This window comes from Desulfococcus sp. (genome assembly GCF_050178255.1).
Lineage (GTDB): Bacteria > Desulfobacterota > Desulfobacteria > Desulfobacterales > Desulfococcaceae > Desulfococcus > Desulfococcus multivorans.
The window spans coordinates 1-14,556 of the sequence record NZ_JBFXGG010000022.1; the positions used below are offsets into that span (position 1 = coordinate 1).

General features: G+C 61.2%; 12 protein-coding genes and 1 tRNA gene. 5 read left to right on the forward strand and 8 right to left on the reverse strand.

Translation table 11 applies throughout. From position 1 onward, the window contains the following. Positions 1-249: 249 nt before the first annotated feature. The 5 genes from AB7S84_RS06385 to AB7S84_RS06405 form a co-directional block, all read right to left on the reverse strand. Positions 250-325 (reverse strand) — tRNA-Gly (locus AB7S84_RS06385). Positions 326-451: 126 nt separating this feature from the next. Then, entirely contained in the window at positions 452-1,018 is a 567-nt protein-coding gene (gene gmhB, locus AB7S84_RS06390) for a D-glycero-beta-D-manno-heptose 1,7-bisphosphate 7-phosphatase (protein WP_428153511.1), read from the reverse strand. Beyond that, on the reverse strand, positions 1,015-1,818 hold the full coding sequence (locus tag AB7S84_RS06395; protein ID WP_020877485.1) for a septal ring lytic transglycosylase RlpA family protein: 804 nt from the start codon (positions 1,816-1,818) through the stop codon (positions 1,015-1,017). The genes gmhB and AB7S84_RS06395 overlap by 4 nt, the downstream gene beginning before the upstream one ends. A gap of 17 nt (positions 1,819-1,835) precedes the next feature. Further along, entirely contained in the window at positions 1,836-4,190 is a 2,355-nt protein-coding gene (gene lon, locus AB7S84_RS06400) for an endopeptidase La (protein WP_020877484.1), read from the reverse strand. A 96-nt stretch (positions 4,191-4,286) separates the two neighbouring features. Beyond that, positions 4,287-4,733 (reverse strand): Hsp20/alpha crystallin family protein, encoded by a 447-nt coding sequence (locus tag AB7S84_RS06405; protein ID WP_020877483.1) that lies wholly within the window; start codon positions 4,731-4,733, stop codon positions 4,287-4,289. 180 nt (positions 4,734-4,913) lie between these two features. Here AB7S84_RS06405 and AB7S84_RS06410 point away from each other — a divergent pair, with 180 nt between their 5' ends. Both AB7S84_RS06410 and tsaA read left to right on the forward strand, forming a co-directional pair. Then, positions 4,914-6,077 (forward strand): MFS transporter, encoded by a 1,164-nt coding sequence (locus AB7S84_RS06410; RefSeq protein WP_020877482.1) that lies wholly within the window; start codon positions 4,914-4,916, stop codon positions 6,075-6,077. 3 nt (positions 6,078-6,080) lie between these two features. After that, the gene (tsaA, locus tag AB7S84_RS06415; protein ID WP_020877481.1) at positions 6,081-6,815 is read left to right on the forward strand and encodes a tRNA (N6-threonylcarbamoyladenosine(37)-N6)-methyltransferase TrmO; all 735 of its coding nucleotides are present in this window, start codon (positions 6,081-6,083) and stop codon (positions 6,813-6,815) included. 25 nt (positions 6,816-6,840) lie between these two features. Here tsaA and AB7S84_RS06420 read toward each other — a convergent pair whose 3' ends face one another. Genes AB7S84_RS06420 through AB7S84_RS06430 form a run of 3 tightly spaced genes read right to left on the reverse strand, consistent with a single transcriptional unit; the run spans position 6,841 to position 11,960 of the window. Next, positions 6,841-9,171: an FAD-dependent oxidoreductase gene (locus AB7S84_RS06420; RefSeq protein ID WP_020877480.1), complete on the reverse strand. Its 2,331-nt coding sequence runs from the start codon at positions 9,169-9,171 to the stop codon at positions 6,841-6,843. A gap of 60 nt (positions 9,172-9,231) precedes the next feature. After that, positions 9,232-10,866, reverse strand: a complete 1,635-nt coding sequence (locus AB7S84_RS06425; RefSeq protein ID WP_020877479.1) for a glutamate synthase-related protein — start codon at positions 10,864-10,866, stop codon at positions 9,232-9,234. Beyond that, positions 10,830-11,960, reverse strand: coding sequence for a glutamine amidotransferase (locus tag AB7S84_RS06430; RefSeq protein ID WP_020877478.1), 1,131 nt, complete (start codon positions 11,958-11,960; stop codon positions 10,830-10,832). Before AB7S84_RS06430 ends, AB7S84_RS06425 begins: the two co-directional genes overlap by 37 nt. Positions 11,961-12,289: 329 nt before the next feature. Between AB7S84_RS06430 and AB7S84_RS06435 the strand changes: the two genes are divergently transcribed. From AB7S84_RS06435 to AB7S84_RS06445, 3 genes are all read left to right on the forward strand, one after another. Further along, positions 12,290-12,625 carry a hypothetical protein gene (locus AB7S84_RS06435; protein WP_020877477.1) on the forward strand — a complete coding sequence of 112 codons (336 nt, stop codon included), beginning with the start codon at positions 12,290-12,292 and terminating at the stop codon, positions 12,623-12,625. Between the two features lie 70 nt (positions 12,626-12,695). Further along, positions 12,696-13,880, forward strand: coding sequence for a citrate/2-methylcitrate synthase (locus tag AB7S84_RS06440; RefSeq protein ID WP_020877476.1), 1,185 nt, complete (start codon positions 12,696-12,698; stop codon positions 13,878-13,880). A gap of 97 nt (positions 13,881-13,977) precedes the next feature. Further along, positions 13,978-14,502 (forward strand): Fur family transcriptional regulator, encoded by a 525-nt coding sequence (locus AB7S84_RS06445; RefSeq protein ID WP_234979126.1) that lies wholly within the window; start codon positions 13,978-13,980, stop codon positions 14,500-14,502. Positions 14,503-14,556 lie beyond the last annotated feature (54 nt).

Consider the following 14,556-nt stretch of genomic DNA (forward strand, 5'->3'; position numbering starts at 1 on the left):
TTTCTTTTGCTGTTTCCGCTCATCTTCTTTCCTGCTTTTTTTTACGGGCCTCGCTTATCACTTTTTGACAATAAAAAAACGGGCTTCCGCCCGTTTTATTGGTTATAGACCCTACTGCTCAGTGGATGTTATCTAATTCTCATCGGTCTTAAATGAACAAAGGTTTAGATATACACACAGGAAAAGGCGCCGCAGACCGCTTCGTATCCCATTCATGGCCTACCTTTACCAAAAAGGCGGACGTGTAACTGGAGCGGGCAACGAGATTCGAACTCGCGACACCAAGCTTGGGAAGCTTGTACTCTACCAACTGAGCTATGCCCGCTCAAGATGAATAAATTATAGCAAAGCATTCCTGTTGTCAATGATTTTTGCGATTCTTTTTTTATTTTCAACTTTCGACTTTCATGCGATGGCCGGATAGCGGGCGGTTAAAGTCGAACGTTGCGTTTTATTTTCTTGACGCGTTCCGTATGATCCATCGCGCCGCTTCGGCCAGATTTTCCACCGTCATGTCCGGATGCGGCCCTTCATCGACCCCGGGGAACGCTGCCGTGTTTCCGGCGCTCACCAGAACCGAGCCGCCGCATCCGGCCCGTCTGGCGCACTCGATGTCCGTCGTCCGGTCGCCGACCATGTAGCTCTTTTCAAGATCGATGGGATATTTGTTCCGGGCGCGGCGAATGAGACCCGGCCGGGGCTTGCGGCAGTCACATCCTTCCTCCGGAAGATGGGGACAGAAAAAAACATCCGTAATGCAGCCGCCTGCAGCCGCTGCCGCGCGCTTCATGTTGCGGTGAATCCGATCCAACTCCACCGGGGAAATGAGCCCCCGGTGGACCGCCGACTGATTGGTGACGACGATGACCGCGAACCCGGCGTCATTCAGCATCCTGACGGCCGAAAGGCTTCCGGGGATGAAACGGACGTCGGACCAGCGTCGGATGTAATCCGGGGAATCGTGGTTGATCACGCCGTCCCGGTCGAGAAAGACGACCCTGAGCGGTTCCCGGGTCACTGGGCGATGGTGAAGGCATCGGGGAAACCCTCGCACCGCAGAGCGTTCTCATAGGATTCCGCTGTCTCGAGGGATGTGCATTTTCCCACCACCACCCGGTACAGGGGGTGTCGTTTCCCCGGTGAATAGCTGGGCAGGACCTCGGCGCTCCGGTATTTCCCGGTCAAGGCATTCGCCAGTTTGAGCGCCGTTTCCCGGTTTCCGAAGGCGCCCACCTGAATGGCGAAATTTCCCCGGTTCAGATCTCCGGAGGAGAGGATCTCCGCCGCTTGCCCGTGGGGTCTGTGCCGGGGAGCGGCAGTGGCGACGGCCGTGACCTCCACCTTCGCCGTCCCCGGTCCGAGGATATCGAGACGCCTGGCGGCGCCGTAGGAGAGGTCGATGATCCTGCCGGCCACGAAGGGCCCCCTATCGTTGATGGTGAGCCGAAGGGTGCGCCCGTTCTCGATGTTCCGGACCTCGACGTGGGTCCCCATGGGAAGCGTTTTATGGGCCGCGGAGATGCCGTACATATTGTAGGTTTCGCCGTTGGAGGTTTTCCTGCCGTGAAAATCCTTGCCGTACCATGAAGCGATGCCCGTCTTTCGATAGCCGTGGGCCGTCGGGAGGGGGTGGTACCAGATGCCGTTGATCTGGTAGGGCCGCTGCGTGGGGGGGATCCGCTTGAACGCGGGCGCGGCGTCGATGCCTTTCCGCGCCGTCGTCTTTCCGGGGGCGCCGCATCCGGCCAGGGCCCCCGTCAGGAAAAGACCGATAAGGATGCACCAGGGGTGCAAGGTCCGTCTTGCCGGCATTCTCATGGGTTTCCTCCTCCCGATCAGGGTTTTTCCAGTGCGATGCTGAGCACCTGGTGCATTTTGTCCACGAAATGGAACTGGATCTCCTCCCGGACCTTTTCAGGAATGTCTTCCAGATCTTTTTCGTTCTCCCTGGGGAGGATGATGGTCTTGATCTTGGCCCGGTGGGCCGCCAGGACCTTTTCCTTGATGCCGCCCACCGGCAGGACCTGGCCCCGGAGGGTGATCTCGCCCGTCATGGACAGGTCCTTCTGAATGGGTGTGTTGGTGATGAGGGACGTCAGGGCCGTCAGCATCGTGACCCCGGCCGAGGGGCCGTCCTTGGGAATGGCGCCCGCCGGGATATGGATATGGATATCATGTTCCTCGAAGAATCCGTCGGGAATTTTGAGCTTCCCGGCGTTGGCCCGGATGAAGCTCAAGGCCGCGGTGGCCGACTCCTTCATGACGTCCCCGAGTTGTCCAGTCAGGATCAGCCCCTTCTTGCCCGGCATGGCCGTCGCCTCGATGAAGAGGAGGTCTCCCCCCACCGGGGTCCAGGCCATCCCCATGGCGACCCCCGGGGTCTGGAGGCGGGACTTGCTTTCCGAGGTGAACCGGATCGGTCCGAGATATTCGGCGATGTCCCCGATCTTGATGGAAACGGATTCAGCCTCGTTCATGGCGATTTTGGCGGCGACCCCGCGGCAGAGGGCGGCGATCTCGCGCTCCAGGTTCCGGAGGCCCGCCTCCCGGGTGTAGCTGTTGATGATCATCCGGACAGCCCCCGCGGTGATGTTGATCTGTTCCGCCGTAAGGCCGTGGGCCTTTCGCTGTCGGGGGATCAGATACCGGTTCGCGATCTTGATCTTTTCATCCTCGGTGTAGCCCAGAAGCTGCAGAACCTCCATGCGGTCCCGGAGCGGCGGCGGGATGGTGTCGAGCATGTTGGCCGTGGTGATGAACATCACCCGGGACAGGTCGAAGGGAACGTCCAGATAGTGGTCCGAAAACGAGAAATTCTGTTCGGGATCCAGAACCTCGAGCAGGGCCGAGGAGGGATCGCCTCGGAAATCGCTGCCGACCTTGTCGATCTCGTCGAGCATGAAGATGGGGTTGTTGGATTCGGCCCGTCGGATCCCCTGAATGATCCGGCCGGGAAGGGCGCCGACATAGGTGCGCCGGTGGCCCCGGATCTCGGCCTCGTCGCGGACCCCGCCCAGGGAGATCCGAATGAACCTGCGGCCGATCGCCCGGGCGATGGAATGGCCGAGGGAGGTCTTGCCCGTCCCCGGAGGGCCCACGAAACAGAGGATGGGGCTTTTCGATTCGGGATTGAGTTTGCGGACGGCCAGATATTCGATGATGCGCTTCTTGACCTTTTTCAGGCCGTAGTGGTCTTCGTCCAGGATCTTCCGGGCGGCCGCGATGTCGAGGTTGTCCTCGGTGCTCTCGTTCCAGGGCAGGGAGGTGATCCAGTCGAGGTAGGTGGACGCGACGGTGTATTCCGAAGAGGACGGGTGCATCCGGGAGAGCCGGTTCAGCTCCCGCTCCGCCTCTTTCCGTGCTTCTTCCGGAAGCTTCTTGGCTTCGATCCTGGCGCGGTAGTCCTCCACCTCGACGGTGGTCTCGTCGCTTTCCCCCAATTCTTCCCGGATGGCCTTGAGCTGCTCCCGGAGATAGTATTCCCGCTGCCGCTTGTCCATATCGCCCTTGACCTGGGACTGGATCTTGTTGCCCAACTCGAGAATGTCGAGCTGGTAATTGATCAGCCGGGTGACCTCCTTGAGACGCTTCTTGACGTCCTGAATCTCCAGAACCTTCTGCTTCTCCTCCAGGGTGGAATTGATGGTGGAGGCGATCATGTCGGCCAGAACCCCGGCCTCCTGGATCGACTTGGCCATATTGATCAGCTCGGGGGGCAGCCCGGGCGAGAGCTGAACGATCTTGGCGAAGATGTCCAGGATGTTGGACATGAGGGCTTCCACCTCCCTGTCCTTCTTTTCCTCTTCGACGATGTGGGTGATGACCGCCTGGAGGTAGGGCTTTCCTTCGACGTATTCCGCCACCTTGAATCGGCTGATCCCCTGAACCAGGAGCTGGGCCTTGTTGTCGTCGGTTTTGGCCATTTTGAGGATAAGGGCGCTGGTGCCGATCTTTTCCAGTTCCTCCATCGGGTCGGAGTCCGGTTTGATCGGGCCCTTGGCCACCAGCAGCCCGATGATCCGGTCCTTGGCCATGGCCTCGTCGACGAGCTGGACGGATTCCCCCTGCATGACCACCAGGGGCAGGACCATCTTCGGGAAGAGGGCTGCATCGAACAACGGAAGAATAGGAAGTGTTTTCGGTAAATTATCAGGATCAAAATTCTTTTGAGGTTGTGCTTGTTGCATCATGGATGACCTCCGAAACGCTGTTGATGTCGCTCAAGGGTGAAATGGGCTTCCATGCCGATTTCGCCGCCGTCGTTCACGTTCCCGGCGGAAACGGTATCATTCTTCGGAAATGGATATCTTGTGAGGTTTGTCGGCCGGCTGCTTCGCCAGCGTGATATGGAGCATGCCGTCCTGGTAGGCGGCGGTGGCCTTTTCCGTGTTGATGGGCACCGGCATGAAGAGGATGCGTTCGAATCTGCCGCACTGGATTTCGGCCAACCGGTAGGTGGCGCTTTTGTCCCGGGGCATCTCATAGCGTTTGCCGATGATCTTCACGGCCTTGGCGTTGATTTCGATATCCAGGTCCTCTTTTTTGACCCCTGCGATTTCAGCGAGAACGACGATCTCGTTCGGGGTTTCGTAGATGTCCATGGGCGGGGTCCACGAGCATTCGGTGCAGGTGAAACGTGGACTCATGGATCGGAACATCTCCTCGATGTTCCTCTTGAACTCTGCGCTCAATTGATCTAAATCGTTGCCGAATCGAATTTTGATGTAATCCATTGTCAAACCCCCGTCTTCAATCCTGGTGTCCTTATGTTGTCCAAAGCCGTCACTTTGTGAAAGTAACATCATTACAGGCGTCTGTAAAGCAAAATGCTGTGAGGCATCGGCGGCTCGCACCCTTTCCGGCCCTGAAGGAATCCGTTGTGTTTTGTATTTGTTTGCCGTATGAGATCCGCCATGGAACAGCATGACGCAACGGGCCGTCGGGTCATGGGCGGGCAGTATTTCCTCTACTTCGGCGTATTGGGGATGTTTCTGCCCTATTTCAACCTTTACTGCTTTCATCTCGGCTTCAGCGGGATCGAAATCGGCGTCCTTTCGGGGGTGCGGTCCCTGGCGATGATCATCTTCCCCATCGCGTGGGGTATTGTCGCGGACCGCCGGCAGGCCCGGCGGCCCATCTACATCCTCTGCAATTTTGCGGCGACGGGCGTCTGGGCGCTCTATCTTTTCTGGGACGACTTCATCGCCATGTTCTGGATCACGTTGGCCTACGGCGTCTTTTTTTCGCCCATCATCGCCTTCATGGAGGCGTTCACCATGGAGGTCCTGGGCGGGGAGAAGAAGCGCTACGGGCGAATCCGCGCCTGGGGGACGTCGGCCTTCATCGCCGTGGTGATCCTGCTGGGGGAACTCATCGATGCCGCCGCCGTCGACGTCATCCTGGTGCTGATTCTGGCGGGATCCTTTCTTCAGGCGGTATTTTCGGTGAGGGTGCCCCGGACGACCCGGCGCCGCGTCATCGGCACGGGGCGTGCCAAGGACTTTCTACGCCGGCGCGCCACCCTGATTTTTCTGGGGGCCGCCTTCCTGATGCTGGTGAGCCACGGGGCGTATTACGGCTTTTTTTCCATCCATCTGGAAAAGCTGGGTTACGACAAGAGCTTCATCGGCATCGCCTGGGCCCTGGCGTCGGTGGCGGAGATCCTGGTGATGCTCAACTCCGATCGCATCTTCCGCCGGTTTTCCCTGGAAAACGTTCTCCTGCTCTCCCTTCTCATCGCCGTCTTCCGCTGGGCCGTTCTCTCCCGGGCGGGTTCCGCTGCGGCGATACTGGCGTCCCAGGCGCTCCACGCCCTGACCTACGCCGCCTTTCACATCGCCGGGATCCTCTATGTCGACCGCCTCACGCCCGACGGGTCAAAGACCCTTGGACAGGCGGTGAACAACGCCGTGACCTACGGGCTTGGCATGATGGTCGGATTTTTTCTGAGCGGCTGGCTTTACGACGCCGTGGGGGCGTCTCTCCTTTTTCTTGCAAGCGCCGGGATCGCAGGCGGGGGTGCCGTCCTATTTCTGGGGGTCTGGATTCCAGCCAGGCGGACCGGGACGCGGGGGTGACGGATGCCGGATTATCGCTTCGAAACCATCGGCATCATCCGATCGCCGTTCAAGGAAAAATTCGGTATTCCCCGGCAGGCCGGTCTCATGGCCCGTGCCCGGGCCGTCCTTGAGATTTTTCCGCCCTACGACCGGGATGAGGCCTTTCGGGGTCTCGAGCGGTTCTCCCATATCTGGATTCTCTTCGTGTTTCACGGCTGCATCCGCACGAGGTGGCGGCCGACGGTCCGGCCCCCGCGCCTCGGGGGCAACCGGCGGGTGGGTGTCTTCGCCACCCGGTCCGGCTTCAGGCCCAATCCCATCGGCTTGTCGGCCGTCCGGCTGGAAGGGATCGGCGCGTCCGGCACCCGGGACGGATGTCGACTTCACCTCGCCGGGGTCGACATCCTGGACGGGACGCCCGTCCTGGACATCAAGCCCTACCTCCCCTATGCCGACGCCGTTGCGGGTGCCGACGGCGGATTTGCGAGCGATCCGCCCGCCGCCGATCTGCCGGTGTCCTTCAGCTCCGCGGCCGCGGCGGATCTCCGTTCCAGAGAGGCCGCAATGCCGGGCCTTACGGACTTTATCACAGACATGTTGAAGGCCGACCCCCGGCCGGCCTACCATGCCCGTCGCCGGGAGCGGCGGCGCTTCGGCACCCGAGTCTTCGACGTCGATGTGCAGTGGGAGTTCCGGGAGGACGGCATATGGGTGACGGGGGTGGCGGACGGGGGGGATCGCCCTCCGGCGTACTGACGCCGGAGGGCGGGCGTTTCTATTTTTATCCGATGGGGGTGTTTTCCATCATGGACCAGATCCCGCAGGGACAACCGTTGGCGCAGAAGCCGCAGCCGATGCACCGGTCCGGATTCACGACGTATTCAAAGGCGCCGTCGCTTTTTTCCTCCCGGGTGATGGCCGCCTGGGGGCAGAGGGTCGCGCACATGCCGCAGTCGCGGCAGGTGCCGCAGGAGGCGCACTGACTGCCGCAGGCGTCGGTGTTCTCAAAATCCGTCAGGCGCGGATCGAAATACTCGAGGGTGATCCGGCGCGTGTCGATGACGGGCCGGATGCCGCCCTGGGGGCGCTTGCCCGCGAGCATGTCGTCGATGGCCAGGGCGGCTCTCCGTCCGGCCCCGATGGCGTCGGTGATGAGACCCGGCCGGACGATGTCGCCGATGGCGAAGATCCTGGGGTCGGTGGTCTGCTGGCTTTCGTCGGTCACCACATACCCGCGGTCGGTCCGAACGGTGTCCGGCAGGAATGCCACATCGGGGGCGTCGCCGATGGCGATGAAAACGGTGTCGGCCGGCAGGACTTCCCCGGTGTCGAGCACCACCCCCTCCCCGGTGATCTCCCGGGTGAAGCACGGCCAGCGGAATCGGGCCCCCACGGCCTCGGCGTCCGCTTTCTCCTTACCGAAGGCCAGCGGCTTCTGGACGTCGATGAGGGTGATGTCCCGGGCCCCCAGCCGGTGGGCCTCGGTGGCCACGTCGCACCCGACGTTTCCGGCGCCGATGACGATCACCCGTTCTCCCGGCAGGAACGGATCGTCCTTGGACCGGGTCAGGAATTCGAGGGCCGTCATCATGCGCTCCTTGCCGGGGATCGGCAGGGTTCGGGGCTTCTGCGCCCCCGTGGCGATGACGATGTAGTCGAAATCCTCCCGAAGGCGGGCCAGGTCCTCCTTTTTCAGCTCCTGCCGGAGATGGATGTGGGGAATCACCTCGCGGATCCGTTCGAGCTCACGGGTGAGGACCTCCGCGGGCAGACGGCTCTCCGGAACGGCGGCGGCGACCTTGCCGCCCAGGATGTTCCGGGTGTCGTAGAGGATCGCTTCGTGTCCTTTCAGGCGAAGCTGCCAGGCGGTGGAGATGCCTGCGGGGCCGCCGCCGATGACGGCGATGCGCCGTCCGCTCAGGGGGGGGAGTTCAGGCGCTCCGGCGGCGATGCTCGCCCTGCCCAACTGTTTGACGTCCACCGAGGGCATGCGCTGAAGGGTGCGGGTACAGCTTTGCATGCAAAGGTTGGGACAGAGATATCCGCAGACGGTGGCGGGAAAGGGTGTGTAGGTCAGGGCGAGGTCGACGGCCTCGTCCACCCGGCCCTCCCGGATGAGGCGCCACCGCTCCTGGACCGGAATTCCCGTGGGGCAGGAGGCCTCGCACGGGGCCGCGTATTTTCTGTTTTCCCACACCGGCACGAACCGTCGCATGTCGCCGGTGGGGATCAGGGGGATCGGACTGCGGTCCAGGTCCGTCAAATCCCCGATGAGTCCCCCCTTGCCCAGCTCCCGGTCCCAGACTTCTTCCCGGAACGATGCCATGGAGGGGGTTTTGACCACCATCCGCTCCTGGGGCGATCGGGTGGTGATGAGCTGCCATTCGTCCCGGCTGTCCAGATTTTCCAGGATCTCCGTCCGGTCGATGCGTTCCAGGAACATCTTGAGGTTGCTTCTCAACCATCGCCATTCTTCGTCGGAGATGGGGACCTGCTTGGCGTCGGTTCGGCTGAACCCCTTGTGGGGACCCCGGAAGAAGACCTTGCCGCCGACCATCCCCACCAGGGGACGATACCCCAGGACATTGTCGGGGGTCTGGGGGTTCCAGCCGCAGATGACGGCGATGCCGCCGGCCATGAACTCCCCGAAATAATCCCCCGCGGACCCGAGCACCCAGAGTTCCGGGGGATCGAAGCGGGGGTTCTGTTTGGTCATGGTCATGCCCCGGGCGCCGATGTTTCCGGCCACGTAGACCCTGCCCTGGGCCATGGCGTTGCAGGTGCCGTTGCCGGCGTTGCCGTGGACGACGATCTGTGCCCCGGCGTTCAGCCACCCCGTGTCGTCGGAGGCGGGCCCCATCACCGATATCCGGGTGTTGGGGAAGCCCATGGCGCCGACCCGCTGTCCCGGCGGGCCGACGATGCGGACGTTCACGGTCTCGTTTCCGGCCTTCCACAGCCTGCCGCCGATGCCGTGCTGTCCGTAGGCGACGATTTCCAGGTATCTCTGCCCGTGATCGACGGCCTCCTGAATCTGCTCCTCCAGAACCCGGGATTCGATCCGAATGCCGTCCTTTTTGCCTGGTATCCTGTGATATTGATCCTTGTTCATTCAGTACTCCGAATATGATGCATTTCCGATAACGGTCTCCATGGATTCCGCTTTGTTGCCTTAGACGACATATTGAATCTGCAGCCGGTCGGCGATGTCGCGGTCGTCGACGCCGAGAGCGTCGGACATGCCGATGGGAAGCGAGGTGGAGCGTCCCAGCGGGGCGAAAATCTTTCGGATTTCCGTATCAAAGCCGAGATAGAAGTCGACGACGCGCTGGGCCACCTGTTCCGGATCGAGGCGTCTGTAGAGACGGGGATCCTGGGAGGTGATGCCCTTGGGGCACAGGCCGATGTTGCAGATATTGCATCGATCCCCTTCGGAGCCGAGGCAACCGGCCGCGGCCTGCATGACGTATTTGCCGGTGACGACCCCGCTGGCGCCCAGCATGATGAGGGCGGCGGCGTTGGCGGCCAGGTTGCCGTTCTTGCCGACGCCGCCGCCGGCGAAGATGGGGATCTCGTTCTGCTTGCCCAGCCTGACCAGGTTGAGATAGCAGTCCCGGACGTTGCCGGCGATGGGGTATCCCATGTGGTTCATGGAGACGTTGTAGGCTGCGCCGGTGCCGCCGTCCTCGCCGTCGATGAGCAGGCCCGAGGCGTAAGGGTTCCGGGTCAGGTTGTTCAGAACCGCCAGAGCGGTGGAGCTGGCCGAGATCTTGGGATAGACCGGCACCCGGAAGCCCCAGGCCATATACATGGACTGGATCATCTTGGCCACGGCCTCCTCGATGGAATACTTCGTCTGGTGGGTGGGCGGGCTGGGAAGGCTTACCCCCTCGGGCACGCCTCGGATGGCGGCGATGAGCTTGTTGACCTTGTACCACATCAGGAGCCCGCCGTCTCCGGGCTTGGCGCCCTGGCCGTACTTGATCTCCACGGCGCAGGGGTCCACCTTCATTTCGGGAATGGCATGGATGATCTCGTCCCATCCGAAGTATCCGCTGGCGATCTGGAGAATGACGTATTTCAGGAAGCGGCTCCGAAGAAGCCGCGGGGGGCACCCCCCCTCGCCGGTGCATATCCTGACCGGCATCCCCAACGTCTCGTTCAGGTAGGCGACCCCCATCTGGAGACCTTCCCACATGTTGGGGGAGAGGGCGCCGAAGGACATCGCGCCGATGATGAGCGGATAGATCTCCCGGATCGGCGGCACCCACCCGTTCTCCTTGAAATGCCGGAGGCTCTCCTCGGGGGGCAGCACCCGACCCAGGAGGGTCCGGATTTCGAACTCGTGGCGACCGGCGTCGAGGGCCGGGTCGGTAAGCATGGAGATGCGGATGAACTTGATCCGGTCGAGCAGGCTCGCGCCGTTGTTGCGCCGCCCGCCCCGTCGTCGGGGCTGCCCCCCCCGATCGATGTGGAATCTGAGCTTGTCGGCCTCGTCGCTTTTGAGGGGCATGATGCAGTCGTTGGGGCAGACCATGCTGCACATGCCGCAGCCGATGCAGGCGTATGCGGGATCGGTCTTCTGGCGGATGCCGTAGAAGATGTCGTATCCGGTGGAGGAGGATCCCGCCGGTTTGATGTCGGCATGGATATACCTTTTCCGGAAGACGCCCAGTTCAATGGCGTTGACCGGACATACCGCCGTGCAGCTGCCGCAGAGCGAGCATTTGTCCTTCTGCCAGGAGATCTGCCATGGCAGGTCCTTGACACTCAGTGTAGAGGGGGTAACGGGTCGGTTTGACGGCATATTCTAACCTCCTGTCGGTCGGGACCGACGATCGCGGTGTCGAGATACATGGGTTGAAAGTCCTTGGTTTTGTCGCGGTCGGGGATGGCGGCGTCGAGACCGCAGATTTCGGATGAAAAGGCGAAGGTGCCGGGTTTGCCGCCCACGACCCCGGGACGCAGTTTTTTCCGGTCCTGAACCATGAAGAGGCTGTGGTCCGTCAGGGATCCGATGACGCAGTTGGGCCCGTCGATGATCATCCGCCGGCAGCTGTGTTTCAACGCCTTCAGCAGTGCCGCGTTGGGATGGGCCTCGAGGTCCTCGTCGGCGAGAGGGGTGATGACGTGCTTGTAGCCTTCGATGCCGAAGCCCAGGTTTTTCAAAGTGTAGTGGAGGATATGGGTGAACACCTCGGAGTCGGACTGGTAGCCGGTGTAACCCTCAAATCCCCGGGAAGACAGGTACTCCTTGATGGGCACGAATGCCGTGTTCTCCCCGTTGGTCATGGTGGAAAAGCCCTCGAGGAAAAAGGGGTGGCAGGCATACAGGTTGATGGCGTAGTTGGTGTTCTGGCGCCCCTGGGCCATGATGATGCGGGCCTTGAGCTCCTTCCGGTCCAGCTTGAGATGGTTGGCCACCCGCATGGGGTCGCCGATCTCCTTGATCATGACGGCGTCGGGCCACAGGGAGAAGACGATCATGTCCTCCTTCTCCTCCCCCATCCCCCGGAGCGTGAGACGGAGGTGCACCAGTTTCCGAAGCTTCTCCGTTTCGGTCATCTCGTCCCATTCCTCGGGATACTCGTAGGCGCGGATCAGATAGATGTCCCGCTTGGGCACGCCCGGCGGGGGTGCCTTGGGGACCTTGATCGTCAGCTTGTATTTGGTCATGAAACCGAGATTCATCATGAAGGCGTCCAGGCGTTTGAGGCCGGACTCGGTAAAGATGCCCGACAGAATCGGGGCATCCTTCATTTCTTCGAAAGGCCCTCCAAGATCGCGCAGGAAAAGGCCGACGCCGGAGCCGTCATGGCCTTCGCGCATGACGTCCAGGGCCTCTACGGCGACCATCGGAGACAACGGTTCCTTGCTGGTGATGGCAAACAAACGACACATATTTTCTTTTTCTCCTTCATTGCCTGCCCGGGTCGCCCGGCAAGCGAAACCATAGGGCGGCGATGGTTACAGGATAGGCTTGGGGTGCGGTAATCCGGCGGGGTGTCTATCCATGTTGCAAGAGCGCGAACCTCTTCATTTATCGCTTTTGACCCGAAAATTCAAGCTCTTCCTTGCGATGACAGGTCTCAAGGCTGGACCAGGCATCCTGATGCCGTTTTTAACATATTTGAAAACATTTGGAAAACAAGATTTTGGTGAGCTTTTTCGCCGGGGATTTCAGATCGGCTTCAACTTGCTATTGAAAAAAAATATGGTTAGGTTTATTAATGATAGATGTAAACATCCATAATAATTGTGATCCGCGTCCGGAAGGGCGACGGGTCCTTCTGACGGAGGGGGAAGCGACAACCCTCCGGCACCGGATTTTCAAACCCAAGGAGAATGCCATGGCCGAAAAAGAGACGAAGACCTTGAAGCGCGTATGCAAATGCGAACACTGTGGAAACGAGGCTGAGATGGTGGTGACCTGCACGCTGGTCGATGAAGCGGATTCCGCTTCGGCCGAAGCGAAAACCGATGCCGGAAAAGGCTCCCGTCGCGTCAGGGGAACCGGGACCTGCAGTCACTGCGGCAATGAAGCGGACATGTGGCTGGACATCTGAAACGATCGATCCCAGGGGGCCGAACGCGGTTAACGGTCCTTTCCGGGGAATGAAAAAGAGGTGGTGCCTGATGACCGAAGAATGCAAGATTACGATGAACACCGGGCTTCGCGGCGTCACCATCGCGAGCACCCGCATCAGCGATGTGGACGGTGATGCCGGAAAACTGATCTATCGCGGCTATCTGGTCAAGGATCTGGCTGAAAACGCCTCCTTTGAGGAGGTCGCCTATCTGCTTCTCTTCGAGCGGATGCCCAAGGCGGAAGAACTTGCGGCATTCAAGAAGACCCTGGTCGGCCGGATGCCGATTCCGTCCGAGATTATCGATGCCTTGAAAACCCGGCCCCGGGACGCCCTTCCCATGGATATCCTTCAGGCGGGGGTGGCCATGCTGGCCCATCACGACCCCGATGTCCGCGTCGAGGGAAGCCGCGATGCCGCTATCCGTATGGGTATCCGGCTCATCGCCGGGCTGCCCACGCTGGTGGCGGCCTGGGACCGCCTCCGCAACGGCCGGGCGCCGGTGGCGCCATTGCCGGAGCTGGGGCATGCCGCCAATTTTCTTTACATGATGAGCGGCCGGATCCCCGACGAGGAGGCGGCAAGCTTTTTCGACGCATGCCTGGTGCTTCACGCCGAGCATTCCTTTAACGCGTCGACCTTCGCCGCCCGGGAGGTCGCCTCCACCCGAGCCCACATGTACGCCGCCGTCGGCGCAGCCGTGGGGTCCCTGTCGGGTGCGCTTCACGGCGGCGCCAACACCCGGGTCATGCAGATGCTCAAGGAGATCGACACGGTGGAGAACATCGATGCCTACATCGAGAAGCAGCTCGGCTCCGGCGGCAAGATCATGGGGCTGGGGCATGCCGTCTACAAGGTGGACGACCCCCGGGCCCTCATCCTGGCGCCGATGTCCCGGAGGATGGGCGAGCGGATCGGCGAGGTCAAGTGGTACGAGATCTCCAGGCGCCTGGAGGAAAAGGCCAAGGCGGCCTTCAAGCGCCACAAGGATATGGACATCTATGTCAATGTAGACTTCTACAGCGCTTCCCTCTATTACGCCATGGGTATCGCCATGGATCTGTTCACCCCGATCTTCGCCATATCGCGAGTCGCCGGATGGGCGGCCCACGTCCTGGAGGAACAGTTTGCCGGCGCCGCGCCCAAACCGATGCTCTATCGGCCCGAGTCCGAATACATCGGGGACTATTGCGGGCCCGAGGCGTGCGCGTGGGAGCCGATTGACCGCCGGTAGGCCCGCACCGGGCGGCGTCCCGGCTCATCCGGGTTCGGCGCCGGAAGACGTCGGCCCGAGCCGTGGGGCGGAGGGATCACAGGAAGGAAGGAGCGGTTTGACCACAGATCGACTTAACAGTAAGGATGCCGGGCGGAACATCCGGATGACGCGGCAGCGGAAGGTGATTCTGGAGGTGCTGAGAGGGATGGCTTCCCACCCCGGCGCCGAGGAGATCTACGAGGTCGTCCGCCGTGAGCTTCCCCGCATCAGTCTCGGTACTGTCTATCGCAACCTGGAGATCCTGTCGGAGCTGGGAAAGATTCAGAAACTCGAGCTGGGGGGAACCCTCAAGCGGTTTGACTGGAACACCCGCAAACACTATCATATCCGGTGCATCAACTGTGATCGTGTGGACGACGCTCCCATGAACTTCATGGAACATGTGGAAAACAGCCTCGACGATACCACCGGCTATCGGATCACGGGGCATCGGCTGGAATTCCTGGGGCTGTGTCCCGACTGCCTGGAAAAGGCCATCGACCGCCGAACCCTATCCCCCCATCCCGTCGCCGAGCCGTCCGATTCAGCCAAAAGCCCGGACGGCGACGCCCCGATGTCCAGGAAGGCTTCCAATTTCTGATATAAGGCTGAAGGCTGAAGACTGAAGGCTGAAGGGGTGCACCTGTGACAGACG

What these genes read in the sequence shown, in the direction of transcription:
- AB7S84_RS06395 (WP_020877485.1), bottom strand. Translation starts at nt 1,818, where the DNA reads ATGAGAATGCCGGCAAGACGGACCTTGCACCCCTGGTGCATCCTTATC.
- lon (WP_020877484.1), bottom strand. Translation starts at nt 4,190, where the DNA reads ATGATGCAACAAGCACAACCTCAAAAGAATTTTGATCCTGATAATTTA.
- AB7S84_RS06405 (WP_020877483.1), bottom strand. Translation starts at nt 4,733, where the DNA reads ATGGATTACATCAAAATTCGATTCGGCAACGATTTAGATCAATTGAGC.
- AB7S84_RS06410 (WP_020877482.1), top strand. Translation starts at nt 4,914, where the DNA reads ATGGAACAGCATGACGCAACGGGCCGTCGGGTCATGGGCGGGCAGTAT.
- tsaA (WP_020877481.1), top strand. Translation starts at nt 6,081, where the DNA reads ATGCCGGATTATCGCTTCGAAACCATCGGCATCATCCGATCGCCGTTC.
- AB7S84_RS06420 (WP_020877480.1), bottom strand. Translation starts at nt 9,171, where the DNA reads ATGAACAAGGATCAATATCACAGGATACCAGGCAAAAAGGACGGCATT.
- AB7S84_RS06425 (WP_020877479.1), bottom strand. Translation starts at nt 10,866, where the DNA reads ATGCCGTCAAACCGACCCGTTACCCCCTCTACACTGAGTGTCAAGGAC.
- AB7S84_RS06430 (WP_020877478.1), bottom strand. Translation starts at nt 11,960, where the DNA reads ATGTGTCGTTTGTTTGCCATCACCAGCAAGGAACCGTTGTCTCCGATG.
- AB7S84_RS06435 (WP_020877477.1), top strand. Translation starts at nt 12,290, where the DNA reads ATGATAGATGTAAACATCCATAATAATTGTGATCCGCGTCCGGAAGGG.
- AB7S84_RS06440 (WP_020877476.1), top strand. Translation starts at nt 12,696, where the DNA reads ATGACCGAAGAATGCAAGATTACGATGAACACCGGGCTTCGCGGCGTC.